This is a genomic window from Nocardia sp. NPDC056064, from assembly GCF_042266925.1.
Taxonomy (GTDB): Bacteria; Actinomycetota; Actinomycetes; order Mycobacteriales; family Mycobacteriaceae; genus Nocardia.
On the sequence record NZ_JBHJWO010000001.1, the window covers coordinates 4,328,011 to 4,340,399 of the forward strand.

At 70.0% G+C, this 12,389-nt stretch carries 10 protein-coding genes; 6 read left to right on the top strand and 4 right to left on the bottom strand.

All coding sequences use genetic code 11. The features are described from left to right. Nucleotides 1-3: 3 nt before the first annotated feature. From ACFC06_RS20105 to kstR, 3 genes are all read right to left on the bottom strand, one after another. Nucleotides 4-888 (bottom strand): metal ABC transporter solute-binding protein, Zn/Mn family, encoded by an 885-nt coding sequence (locus ACFC06_RS20105; RefSeq protein ID WP_375933199.1) that lies wholly within the window; start codon nt 886-888, stop codon nt 4-6. Between the two features lie 159 nt (nt 889-1,047). After that, nucleotides 1,048-3,618: a trehalose-phosphatase gene (gene otsB / locus ACFC06_RS20110; protein WP_375933202.1), complete on the bottom strand. Its 2,571-nt coding sequence runs from the start codon at nt 3,616-3,618 to the stop codon at nt 1,048-1,050. A 309-nt stretch (nt 3,619-3,927) separates the two neighbouring features. Next, nucleotides 3,928-4,542 (bottom strand): cholesterol catabolism transcriptional regulator KstR, encoded by a 615-nt coding sequence (gene kstR / locus ACFC06_RS20115; RefSeq protein WP_278260470.1) that lies wholly within the window; start codon nt 4,540-4,542, stop codon nt 3,928-3,930. Between the two features lie 155 nt (nt 4,543-4,697). Here kstR and ACFC06_RS20120 point away from each other — a divergent pair, with 155 nt between their 5' ends. From ACFC06_RS20120 to ACFC06_RS20145, 6 genes are all read left to right on the top strand, one after another. Continuing rightward, nucleotides 4,698-6,824, top strand: a complete 2,127-nt coding sequence (locus ACFC06_RS20120) for an acyl-CoA dehydrogenase (protein ID WP_375933206.1) — start codon at nt 4,698-4,700, stop codon at nt 6,822-6,824. Between the two features lie 4 nt (nt 6,825-6,828). After that, nucleotides 6,829-7,908, top strand: a complete 1,080-nt coding sequence (locus tag ACFC06_RS20125; protein WP_375933209.1) for an acyl-CoA dehydrogenase family protein — start codon at nt 6,829-6,831, stop codon at nt 7,906-7,908. Beyond that, entirely contained in the window at nt 7,893-9,056 is a 1,164-nt protein-coding gene (locus tag ACFC06_RS20130) for an acyl-CoA dehydrogenase family protein (RefSeq protein ID WP_375933212.1), read from the top strand. Before ACFC06_RS20125 ends, ACFC06_RS20130 begins: the two co-directional genes overlap by 16 nt. A gap of 14 nt (nt 9,057-9,070) precedes the next feature. After that, nucleotides 9,071-10,024, top strand: coding sequence for a bifunctional MaoC family dehydratase N-terminal/OB-fold nucleic acid binding domain-containing protein (locus ACFC06_RS20135; protein WP_375933215.1), 954 nt, complete (start codon nt 9,071-9,073; stop codon nt 10,022-10,024). A 127-nt stretch (nt 10,025-10,151) separates the two neighbouring features. Next, the gene (locus ACFC06_RS20140; protein ID WP_375933217.1) at nt 10,152-10,574 is read left to right on the top strand and encodes a MaoC family dehydratase; all 423 of its coding nucleotides are present in this window, start codon (nt 10,152-10,154) and stop codon (nt 10,572-10,574) included. Beyond that, nucleotides 10,571-11,752: a lipid-transfer protein gene (locus tag ACFC06_RS20145; protein WP_375933220.1), complete on the top strand. Its 1,182-nt coding sequence runs from the start codon at nt 10,571-10,573 to the stop codon at nt 11,750-11,752. Before ACFC06_RS20140 ends, ACFC06_RS20145 begins: the two co-directional genes overlap by 4 nt. A 10-nt stretch (nt 11,753-11,762) precedes the next feature. Here ACFC06_RS20145 and ACFC06_RS20150 read toward each other — a convergent pair whose 3' ends face one another. Further along, nucleotides 11,763-12,341, bottom strand: a complete 579-nt coding sequence (locus ACFC06_RS20150; protein ID WP_375933223.1) for a DapH/DapD/GlmU-related protein — start codon at nt 12,339-12,341, stop codon at nt 11,763-11,765. Between the last annotated feature and the right edge of the window lie 48 nt (nt 12,342-12,389).

Genomic DNA, 12,389 nt, shown 5'->3' on the forward strand with positions numbered 1-12,389 from the left:
TCCTCAGCGCAGGGCCGCGGCGAGCGCCTTGGCGTTGGCGGTCTGCCACTGGATGTAGTCGACACCCTCGGGCAGCGTCTCGGTCACCTCGACGACCGGGATGCCCGCGGACTGGGCGGTGGCGCGCAGGTCCTGGGTGATCTTGTCCTGGGTCTGGATGTTGTAGATCAGGGCCTTGACCTGCTTGCCGCTGATCAGGTCGCGGGTCGCGGCCACGGCGGCGGGCGCCGGGTCGGTCTCCTGCTCGATCGCTTCCTGGAACTCGTGCGGGGTCTTGTCCTGCGCGGTCGCGGCCACCAGCAGGTAGTGCGCGAGCGGCTCGGACTGCGCGACCGGCGCGTTCGGATGCTGGGTCGCGATGGTCCCGGTGATGGTGCTGACGCCGATCAGCTGGTTCTTGAAGGTGGTGGCCCGCTCGGTGTAGCCGGCCGCGTTGGCACCGTCGATCTCGCCGAGCTGGGCGGCGATGCTGTCGGCGACCGCGGCGACGGTGCGCACGTCGTACCAGACGTGCTCGTTGTCGTCGCCCTTGTCCGGACGCTGCGCGAACGCCTCGACGGTCCGCTTGTCCTTACCGGAGATCGCCTTCTCGATGAACTCGTCGTAGTGCCCACCGTTGAACACGACCAGATCCGCGTCGCTGATCTTGGCGGTATCGGTGGCCGAGGTCTCGAACGAATGCGGATCGGCGGCGGGATCATTGATGATCGAGGTCACCCGCACATCCGGCCCCGCCACCGCACTCGCGATCGACCCCCACACATTCGTGGACGCCACGACCGACACACTCCCGTCGTCCTCGCCACCGGAACCACACGCGCTGAGCACAACCCCCGCCACGATCCCCACCGTGACCCCGGCACACAAACGGGCGAATCGACTCTTCACGCGGAACTCCTGGCCGTGCTCATATCCAGGCACGCCGACACTGTGCCCCAGATCATAATGGAAATCGTTACCGTTTTAGATTAGCAGGCACAGGTACCCACCACTAACCACACCGAAAAGCCGGGCCCGGAATTTCCGGACCCGGCTTTTCGGCGATCGTCAGACGAGCACGTTCGCCGGCTGGCTCAGCAGTTGGGCGCAGCGGAGCAGGCCCAGGTGGCTGTAGGCCTGGGGGTGGTTGCCCAGGGAGCGTTCGGCGACCGGGTCGTACTCCTCGCTGAGCAGGCCGGTGGGGCCCGCGGCGGCGACGAGCTGGGCGAACAGGGCCTCGGCGTCGGAGCGGCGGCCGATGAGGAGGTAGGCCTCGACGAGCCAGGCGGCGCAGAGGTGGAAGCCGCCCTCGCCGCCGGGGAGCCCGTCGTCGTGGTGGTAGCGGTAGACCGTGGCGCCGCTGCGCAGCTCGGCCTCGGTGGCGACCACGGTGGCCGCGAAGCGCGGGTCGGCCGGGTCGATCAGGCCGCTCAGGCCGATGTGCAGGGTGGCGGCGTCGAGGTCGGTGCCGTCGTAGGCGGCGGTGTAGGACTGCACCTGCTCGTTCCAGCCCTTGGCCTTCACCTCCTCGGCGATGACATCGCGCAACTGCGCCCATTCCGGGTCGGGTCGCCGGTCGAAGCGCTCGGCCAGGGTGAGCGCGCGGTCGATGGTCAGCCAGCCCATCACCTTGGAGTACACGTGGTGGCGCGGGTTGCCGCGGATCTCCCAGATGCCGTGGTCGGGCTCGGTCCAGCGCCGCTGCACCGCCGAGACCATGGCGTGCACGAGTTCCCAGTCGGCATCCGGCAGCGCCTTGGCCGGGGAGGTGGCGCCTTGGCGCTCGCGCTCGTGCGCCATGGAGGTGATCAGGTCGACGATCGGCCCGAACACATCCAGCTGCACCTGCATATTGGCCGCGTTGCCCACACGCACCGGCCGCGAGCCCGCGTAGCCGGGCAGCAGGTCGATGACGGCTTCCGGCGGCAGCGTCTCGCCGTAGATCGTGTACAGCGGGTGCAGACGCTCGGGCCCTGGCAGGGTGGCCAGCACCTTGTGCACCCAGTCCAGGAACTCCTCGGCCTCGGTGAGCGAACCCAGGGTGACCAGCGCCTGCGCGGTCAGCGAGGCGTCGCGCAGCCAGCAGTAGCGGTAGTCCCAGTTGCGCACGCCGCCGATGTCCTCGGGCAGCGAGGTGGTGGCGGCGGCCAGGATCGAACCGGACGGGCGGTGCACCAGCCCGCGCAGCGTCAGCGCCGAGCGTTTCATCAGATCAGGCTTCAGCGGCGGCAGCTGCAATCCGGCCGCCCACTGCGACCAGTACTGTTCGGCGAGCTGACGACGCTGCGGTTCCGGCGTCATCGAGGGCGCCAGATCGGCGGTCCCGCAGCGCAATTCGAGCACCACGGGCGCCTGCGACGGATCGACCACCGCGCGCGCCGATTCGGAGATCCCGTCGGAGACGATCTCCCACTGAACTCCGTTGGAGCGCAACACCATCGGCTCGTTGGTGCCGCTGACCCGCAGTCCGCCCGGCACCGCCTCGATGCCCACCGACACCTGGCCGAACTCCGGGCGCGGCGCGAAAGTCACCACGGCCTTGGCGTCACCGCTGATGACGCGCGTCAGATCAGTGCGGTCGGGTGCCACGTCGTGCGGCAGGTAGTCGACCACTTGCAAACTGGCCCAGCGGGTTTCGACGGTCATGGTGCCGTCCACGTAGCGCTGCGACAGCGGCAGGCCCGCGCGTTCGGGCGCCACGGTGAAGTGCCCGGCCGCCGCGCCACCGAGCAGGTGGGCGAACACCGCCGCCGAATCCGGCTCGGGGTGGCAGAACCAGGTGACGGTGGCGTCGGGGGTCAGCAGCGCGACCGAGCGCGGGCTGGCCAGCATGGTCAGCCGCTCGATGCGGGGCGCGCTGGCCCCGGCCAGCCAGGTACGGCGCTCCTCGACCAGGAAGGCCAGGGCCCGCGCGACGGCCTCGGTGGAGTCCACCCGCAGCTTGGCCAGGCTCTCGCCCTCGCCGACCTTGATGCCCACATCGGGACCGGACAGCACCCGGAAGGCCTTCTCGTCGGTGACGTCGTCACCGAAGAACACCGCGGCCGAGGCGCTTTCCTGATGCCGGATGGTGTCCAGCGCCGTGCCCTTGTCGGTCGGGACCACGGCGAGTTCGATCACCGCCTTGCCCTCGGTGACCTGCACACCCACCCAGCAGGCCGGGCCCTGACGCACCGAAGTCAGTGCGCGCCTGCCGATCTCGGGGCTGGCATTGCGCACGTGCAGGGCGGCACTGGCGGGTTTGGTCTCCACCGTCACGCCGGGGTTCTCCGCGGCGATCTTGGCGAAGGCCGACTGGATCTCGGCCAGCAGCTGCCGCGCGTCGTTGTCGATGGCGTGCACGAAGCCCACGTCGAACTCCGAGCCGTGGCTGCCGATCAGCTGCACCTCGACCGGCAGGCGAGACAGCGCCGCCAGGTCACGTAGGGCCCGGCCGGAGATCACCGCGGCGGTGGTGTTGGGCAGCCCCGCCAGGGCGCGTAGCGCGCTCACCGATTCCCGATGCGGGAAGGCCTTCGCCGGGTCGGACACGATCGGGGCGATTGTCCCGTCGTAGTCCGAAGCAACCAAGAGCCGTGGCACGCGTGCAACCGACGCCAGTGCACGGCGGACATCCAAGGGCAGATCCTGTGCGCTCACGCATCCAACCTAGTGATCGGGGGAGTTGATCAGGGGTCGCCGAGAACAATACTGGGTCAATTCTGGCGCGCGGGCGGCGCGGCGGGTTGTGCGGGCGCTCGCTCGCGACCACGCCGCAAATCCGGATCGGCACCGCCCGCCGGGGTCGGCACGGCCGGGATCAGTGCGCGCGCGTCACCTGCGGCGAGGCGCGTTCGCCCGGTAGATGCGATGTTTTGCATATGCGGGGTCGGCTATGCATCTTCCTACTGGAAACGGCACAGCCGACCCTGTCAACAGGTGTGGACGATTTGTGACGGTCTTGCGGCGCTACCCGCGATCACCCAGCAACAGGTCGACGGTGAGCTCGAGCCGTTCTGTGACATCGGTCGCCGAGGCCCGCCGGGTGAGCCAGGCCACCAGGTTCGACAGCCACACATCCGAGATGACGCGGGCGATGGCGAGCTGGCGGTCGTCGGGCTCGCCGTCGCTCATCGCGCGGGCGAAGACGCGGTCCATCACCTTGCCGACCCGGTCCACCTCGGCGGCGGCGGAGGCGTCGGCGAACATGAACGCGCGGGTCATGGCCTCGGTGAGCAGCGGGTCGCGCTGCATCATCCGGGTGATCTGGGTGAGCAGGCCGTGCATGCGCTCGGACGGGCCGTCCCCGGGTAGGGGCCTGCGCTTGCCCTCGAACTGCTCGAACTCCCTGGCCAGGGCGGAAACGAGCAGGTGGACCTTGGACGGGAAGTAGCGGTACAGGGTGCCGACGGCCACATCGGCGCGCTCGGCGACCGCGCGCATCTGCACGGCGTCGTAGCCGCCCTTGGAGGCCAGCGCCAGGGTGGCGTCGAGGATGCGCTTGCGGCGCTCACGCTGCGCGTTGGAACTCAGCTCGTCCTCGGACAGTGTCGTCACGGTGGGCGTGGGGGCGGGACTGTCCATCGTGGAAACCCTTTCGCTGAGTGCATTCTCGTCGTGGTGCCGCACGCCGCTGTGCGCTGGAACATCGCCGAGTGTAGGTGTCTTGACTTATACCCGGCTCAGATATTAGAACATGTTCTAGGAGTGGGAACCACGCCGGAAGGGCGGATTTTCTTGTGACCATCGCCACCACTGACGAGCAGAAAGCCGCCGCCGAGTCGCTGCGGGGCTGGGCGAGTTCGCATCCGCCGATTGCAACAATGCGGGCCGGCGGCACGGGCGCCTGGCGCGGGTACTGGCCCGCGCTGAGCGAGTTCGGGCTGTTCGCGGTCGCCCTCGACGAGGACAATGGCGGTCTCGGCGGCACGGTCGCCGACCTGGCCGTGATGCTGGAGCAGACCGGCGCCGACCTGGTCGGCGGCCCGGTGCTGGCCACCGCGCTGGCCGGGCTGATCACCGGTGGTGCCCTGGCCGGCGGCACCCCGTGCGCGGTCGCGGTGCCCGCCGACGAGCAGGCCGCCAAGGCGTCCGGCACCGACGAAGACGGCTGGATCGTCACCGGCGCATGGGATTTCGTCTACGGCGCCGACACCGAGACCCAGATCCTGGTGCCTGCCAACACCGTCGACGGCACCCGCTGGCTGCTGATCGCCCCCGAGGCGGTGAGCGTCATCCCGCTGATCCACGGCGACCACAGCGTGCCGCTGGCCCGGGTCGCCGCCACCGAGGTGGCCGTCCCCGCCGAGCGCGGCTTCGCGCCCGAGGCCGATGTCACCGACCTGTTCGTCACCCTCGCGGTGGCCGAGCTGGCGGGTGTCGCGGGCTGGTGCCTGCGCACCGCGGTCGAATATGCCCGTGTCCGTGAGCAATTCGGCAAGCCGATCGGCAGCTTCCAGGCGATCAAGCACATCTGCGCCTGGATGCTGTGCCGCACCGAGCTGATCCGCGCCGTCGCCGCCGACGCCGCCGCCGCGATCGACGAGGGCGGTGCCGAACTGCCGATCGCCGCCGCGGTCGCCGCCGCGGTCGCCCTGGACGCCGCGGTCGACACCGCCAAGGACGCCATCCAGGTGCTCGGCGGCATCGGCTTCACCTGGGAACACGACGCGCACTTCTACCTGCGCCGGGCCGCCGCCCTGCGGCAGCTGCTCGGCGGCTCCGCGCGCTGGCGGGCCCGCGTCACCGAGCTCACCCGCGCCGGTCAGCGGCGCACCACCGGCGCCGAGCGGGTGCTCGGTGACGACACCGGCGATTCCGCGCTGGCCGCCGAGATCGCCGCCATCGCCGCCCTGGATGCCGCCGAACAGCCGCGCGCCCTGGTCGAGGCGGGCCTGGTCATGCCGCACTGGCCCGCCCCCTACGGCCGCGGCGCCGACCCGATGACCTGCCTGCAGATCGCCGAACAACTGCGCCGCGCCGAGCTGGCGACCCCGGATCTCGCGGTCGCGGGCTGGGCCGTGCCCACTCTGCTGCGCTTCGGCACCCCCGAGCAGATCGAGCGCTTCGTCTGGCCGACCCTGCACGGTGAGGTCACCTGGTGTCAGCTGTTCAGCGAACCCGGCGCCGGTTCCGATCTGGCCGCGCTGCGCACCACCGCCGAACGCGTCGACGGCGGCTGGCGGCTGCGCGGCCAGAAGGTGTGGACCTCGCTGGGCTCGCTGGCCAACTGGGGCATCTGCCTGGCCCGCACCGACCCGAGTGCCGCCAAGCATCGCGGCATCAGCTACTTCCTGGTCGACATGCGCGCGCCCGGCGTGCAGGTGCGCCCGCTGGTGCAGATCACCGGCGAGGACCGCTTCAGCGAGGTCTTCCTCGACGACGTGTTCGTGCCCGACGACTGCCTGGTCGGTGACCTGAACAACGGCTGGAAGATCGCGCGCACGACGCTGTCGGCCGAACGGGTCGCCATGGGCGGCGGCGGAATCGGCGGTGCGCTCGAAGCGCTGCTCGACCGTTTCCCGGCCGGCGGCTGGGGAACAGAACTGCGCGAGGACCGTTTCGGGGCCCTGATCACCTCGTCGGTCGCGGGTTCGTTGCTGGAGCAACGGATCGCGGTGGCGGCGATGGCCGGTGTCGACGCGGGCGCCCAAGCCAGCGTCCGCAAGCTCGTCGGCGTCCGGCATCGACAGGATCTGGCCGAATACGCGCTCGAACTTTCCGGCGAAGAAGGTTCCCTGGACAGTGACGCTCTGAAAGAATTCTTGCTCACACGCTGTCTCTCGATTGCCGGCGGGACCGAGCAGATTCTGCTGACCGTGGCCGCCGAACGGATTCTCGGCCTGCCGCGCGATGCGGACAGTTAGCTCGATGAGGGAGGACGCCGTGGACTTCACCCGCGACGAAAGCGCCGACGCAGTAGCCGAGGTGGTCGTGAGCCTGCTCGAACGCGAGCAGGCGCGCGATATGCAATTGTGGCCCAGCCTGATCGACTCCGGCCTGCTCGCGGTCCCCGTGCCCGAGCGTTTCGGTGGCGACGGCATGGGCCTGCTGGAGGTGTCGGCGCTGCTCATGGAGCTGGCCACCGACGCCGTCGCGGTGCCCGCGCTGCCGACCTTCGGGTTCGGTGTGCTGCCGCTGGTGTCGCAGCTGTCCGACGAGGTGGCCGAACGCGTGCTCGCCGAGGTCGGCAAGGGCACCGTGCTCACCGCCGCGCTCAATGAGGCGGGCGCGCCGTTCACCACCGCGCCGACCACCAAGGCCGTGCGCACCGGCGACACCGTGCGGATCACCGGCCGCAAGGTCGGGGTGATCTACGCCGAACAGGCCCGCTGGATTCTGGTGCCCACCGATCACGGTGTGGCACTGGTGGATTCGGTGGCGCCGGGACTGGAGATCATCCCGGTCGCCGGATCGGCCGGTATCCCGGAGGCGACGCTGGTGCTCGACGAGGTCGAGATCCCCGCCGACCAGCTGCTGCCCGACGCGCTGCCTACCCTGCACCGCCACGCCCTGGCGACCATCGGTGCCGTCGCGGACGGGCTGCTCAAGGGCGCGCTCACGCTCACCGCCGAACATGTGCGCACCCGCGAACAGTTCGGCAGGCCGCTGGCCGAGTTCCAGGCCGTCGCCCAGCAGATCGCCGATCTCTACGTCGTCTCGCGCACCCTGCACGTGGCGGCCGAATCGGCGTGCTGGGCGCTGGCACAGGATGATTCGTCGCCCGAGCGGCGTCAGCGCATCGACGAGGACCTCGATGTGCTGGCCTACTGGGCGGCCGCGGAAGTCCCGCGCGCCATGCAGAAATGTCATCACCTGCACGGTGGGCTCGGTGTGGATATCACCCACCCGATGCACCGGTACTACTCACAGGCCAAGGATCTCGCCCGTCTGCTCGGCGGTGCGGGGCTGCGCCTCGACCTTCTGGGAGCAAGATGTTCATCGATCTGACCGCCGAACAGCGGCGGTTGCGCGAAGAATTGCGTTCCTATTTCGCCGATCTGGTCACCCCGGCCGAACACGCCGAGATGGCGATCAACCGGCACGGCGACGCCTACCGCGAGGTGGTGCGCCGGATGGGCCGCGACGGCTGGCTCGGTGTCGGCTGGCCGAAGGAGTTCGGCGGCCAGGGCTTCGGCCCGATGGAACAGCAGATCTTCTTCAACGAGGCCGTGCGCGCCGACGTGCCGCTGCCGCTGGTGACCCTGCTGACCGTGGGCCCGACGCTGCAGAAGTATGGCACCGACGAACAGAAGCGCAAGTTCCTGCCCGGAATCCTCTCCGGTGACATCCATTTCGCCATCGGCTACTCCGAACCGGAGGCGGGCACCGACCTGGCCGCGCTGCGCACCACCGCGGTGCGCGACGGCGACGGCGACTGGATCGTCAACGGGCAGAAGATCTTCACTACCGGCGCGCACGAGGCCGACTACGTCTGGCTGGCCTGCCGCACCGGCACCGTCGAGTCGCGTCACCGCGGCATCACGATCCTCATCGTCGATACCAAGCAGCCCGGCTACTCCTGGACGCCGATCATCACCTGCGACGGCGCCCACCACACCAACGCCACCTACTTCGACGATGTGCGGGTTCCGGCGGAGATGCTGATCGGCGAGGAGAACCGCGGCTGGCGGCTGATCACCACCCAGCTCAATCACGAGCGCGTGAGCCTGGGCCCCTCGGGCAAGATCGAGCAGCTCTACGACCGGTTGAAGGACTGGTCGGCCGAACACGATCTGCTCGGTGAACCGGAGGTCCGGCGCGCGCTGGGTCGCGTGCGGACCATGGTGCGGCTCAATGAATTACTGAACTGGCAGGTCGCCGCCGCCGACCCGGCCGCCGCGCAGAACACCGTGATCGCCGACGCCTCGGCCACCAAGATCTTCTCCACCGAGGCGCTGCAGGACGCGGGCCGGATCGTCGAGGAGATCGTGGGCCGCTACGGCGACCCGGCCGAGCCGGGCACCGCCGAACTGCTGGACTGGCTGGACCGGCGGACCAAGCAGAACCTCGTCGTCACCTTCGGCGGCGGCGTCAACGAGATCATGCGCGAACTGGTGGCCTCGGCCGGCCTGGAACTGCCGCGCGTTCCCCGATGAGCAAGGAGCCGCGCGTGCCGGACAGCATCGCCCCCGAAGACATCCCCGAGGCGCTGACCGAGCTGGCGGCGGCGGGGGAATCCGCGCCGCGCGCGGGCCGCGATCCGGTGAACCAGCCGATGATCAACAACTGGGTCGAGGCGATCGGCGACACCAACCCGATCTACGTCGACGAGGCCGCGGCCAAGGCTGCCGGTCACCCCGGGATCGTCGCCCCGCCCGCCATGGCGCAGGTGTGGACGATGAACGGCCTGCACGGCAGGCGCACCGCCGACGACCCGCTCGGCCTGGCCACTCAGCTGCTCGACGACGCGGGCTACACCTCGGTGGTCGGCACCAACTGCGAGCAGACCTACCACCGCTATCTGCGTCCCGGCGAGGAGGTGACCGTCACCAGCAGGCTCTCGGAGTTCAAGGGCCCCAAGCGGACCGGGCTCGGCGACGGCTGGTTCCTCACCTTCACCACCACCTGGTCGGTCGGTGACGAGGTGGTCACCGAGATGCTGTTCCGCATCCTGAAATTCGCGCCCGCCGCCAAGGACGCGCCCGCGACCGGCGACATCCCGCTCGCCGCCGAGGGCCGGGTGGGTCCGGTGATCTCCGAGGACACCGAATTCTTCTGGGCCGGTACCGAACTCGGTGAGCTGCGCATCCAGCGTCTGCCCGACGGCTCGCTGCGTCATCCGCCGGTGCCCGCGCTGTGGCAGGACAAGGCCGAGACCACCGACTACGTCGTCGCCGCGGGCACCGGTGAGGTGTTCAGCTTCGTCGTGCACCACGCGCCCAAGGTGCCCGGCCGCGACTTGCCGTTCGTGGTGGCGCTGGTCGAACTCGACGAGGGCGTGCGCATGCTCGGTGAGCTGCGCGGCATCGATCCCGCCGAGGTGACCATCGGGACACCGGTGCGGGCGGCCTTCGAGCGGCTGCCCGACGGCACGGTGCTCCCGTACTGGCGGGCTGCCGGATGAGCGCGGACGCCGGCCCGCTATCCGCCCGCCACCGCTGTGCGGGGCCGCCCACGCGATCGACCAGCCTGCCCGTAGCTCGCCGCGCCGTCTCGCGCGCAGCGCGCCGCCGTCCGGAAAGGACGCCACGATGACCTCCACCGTCGATCTCACCGCCCTGGCGGTGGGTACCCCGTTACCGGAGCTGGTGATCCACGCCGATCCCACCTTCGTGATCAGCACCGCCCTGGCCACCAGGGACTTCCAGGACGTGCACCACGACCGTGACAAGGCGGTCGAGCGCGGGTCCAGTGACATCTTCGTCAACATCCTCACCGACACCGGCCTGGTGCAGCGCTTCGTCACCGACTGGGCGGGGCCGGCCGCGCTGGTGAAGTCGATCGCGCTGCGGTTGGGGGTGCCGCTGTATTCCGGTGACACGCTGACCCTTTCGGGCACTGTCACCGAGATCGACGGCACCCGGATCACCCTCGACGTGCGGGGCCGCGACAGCCTCGGTGAGCACATCACCGCCACCGCCGTCATCGACATTCCCGCACTGGAGGCGAAATGAGTGGTACCACGCCGGGACTGTCCGGACACGCGGCGATCGTGGGGATCGGGGCCACCGACTTCTCCAAGGACTCCGGCCGCAGTGAGCTGCGCCTGGCCGCGGAGGCCGTCAGCGCCGCCCTCGCCGACGCCGGACTCACCCCCGCCGATGTCGACGGCCTGACCACCTTCACCATGGACACCAACACCCAGGCCGCCGTGGCCAGGGCCGTCGGTATCCCGAGCCTGAAGTTCTTCAGCCACATCGGCTACGGCGGTGGCGCGGCCTGCGCCACCGTGCAGCAGGCGGCGATGGCGGTGGCCACCGGGGTGGCCGATGTGGTGGTGGCCTATCGCGCGTTCAACGAGCGCTCCGGGGCCCGGTTCGGGCAGTTCTCGCCCGCGCTGGCCGCCGCGCCCACCTCGTCGGGCATCGACGCGGGCTGGGCCTATCCGCAGGGTCTCGGCACTCCGGCCGCGCAGGTGGCCATGGTCGCGCGCCGGTACATGCACGTCACCGGGGCGACCAGTGCCGACTTCGGCGCTGTGGCGGTGGCCGACCGCAAGCACGCCGCGGTGAACCCGAACGCCTTCTTCCACGGCAAGCCGATCACCCTGGAACAGCACCAGCAATCGCGCTGGATCGCCGAACCGCTGCACCTGCTGGACTGCTGCCAGGAATCCGACGGCGGCGTGGCCATCGTGGTCACCAGCGCCGAACGCGCCAAGGATCTCCCGCAGCGTCCGGCCATCATCGCCGCCGCCGCGCAGGGCAGCGGCGCCGACCAGTACGTGATGACCAGCTACTACCGCGACGCCATGACCGGCCTGCCGGAAATGGGCCTGGTCGGTGACCAGCTGTGGGCCCAGAGCGGCCTGACCGCCGCCGACATGCAAGCGGCCATCCTCTACGACCACTTCACCCCCTTCGTCCTCATGCAGCTCGAGGAACTGGGCTTCTGTGCTCGAGGCGAGGCCAAGGACTTCATCGCCGACGGCGCCATCGAACTCGGCGGCCGCCTCCCGCTCAACACCCACGGCGGCCAGCTCGGCGAGGCCTACATCCACGGCATGAACGGCATCGCCGAAGCGGTCCGCCAGATCCGCGGCACCTCGGTCAACCAGGTCGACGCCCTCGAGCGCATCCTCGTCACCGCGGGCACCGGCGTCCCCACCTCCGGCCTGGTCCTCACCGCATAGGCGGGGCCGGCTACCAGGTGCGGTTGACCATGGCCTTGGGCCCGGTCACCAGACTCGCCGCGGGCACGTCGTCGGCCACCACGGCACCCGCGGCGATCACGGCATCGCGCCCGATGCTGACGCCGGGCAGGATGGTGGCACCCGCGCCGATCCAGACATTCTCGGCGATGTCGATCGGCGCGCCGGTGAGGACGCGGCGGCGTTCTTCGGGGTCCACGGGATGGCCCATGGTGATGAAGGTGGCCTTGGGCCCGATCATCACGCCGCGCCCGAGCCGGATGCCCGCGTAGTCGAGGAACGTGCAGCCCTGGTTGACGAACACCCGCTCGGCCAGGTCCAGGTTGAGACCGTGGTCGGTGTAGAAGGGCGGGTAGATGGTGACGCCCGCCGGGAGCGGGCGGCCCAGGATCTGCTCGAATAGCGCGGCCTTGGCCGGTTCGTCGTCGAAGGGCGTGGCATTGAGGCGGGCGGTGAGCGCGGTGACCGCGAGAACGCGCTGGTGCATCGCGGAGAACTCGGCGCCGAGCACCCGTTCACCCTGGGCGAGACGTTCGGGATCGTGGATCAGCATGAGGGGATCGCTTGCCATCGAGCGATTCTCGCCTACCGCGCGCTCGGCGGGTTCGTAGGCTCGGTG

What these genes read in the sequence shown, in the direction of transcription:
- kstR (WP_278260470.1), bottom strand. Translation starts at nt 4,542, where the DNA reads ATGGACAGTCCCGCCCCCACGCCCACCGTGACGACACTGTCCGAGGAC.
- ACFC06_RS20125 (WP_375933209.1), top strand. Translation starts at nt 6,829, where the DNA reads ATGAGGGAGGACGCCGTGGACTTCACCCGCGACGAAAGCGCCGACGCA.
- ACFC06_RS20130 (WP_375933212.1), top strand. Translation starts at nt 7,893, where the DNA reads ATGTTCATCGATCTGACCGCCGAACAGCGGCGGTTGCGCGAAGAATTG.
- ACFC06_RS20140 (WP_375933217.1), top strand. Translation starts at nt 10,152, where the DNA reads ATGACCTCCACCGTCGATCTCACCGCCCTGGCGGTGGGTACCCCGTTA.
- ACFC06_RS20145 (WP_375933220.1), top strand. Translation starts at nt 10,571, where the DNA reads ATGAGTGGTACCACGCCGGGACTGTCCGGACACGCGGCGATCGTGGGG.
- ACFC06_RS20150 (WP_375933223.1), bottom strand. Translation starts at nt 12,341, where the DNA reads ATGGCAAGCGATCCCCTCATGCTGATCCACGATCCCGAACGTCTCGCC.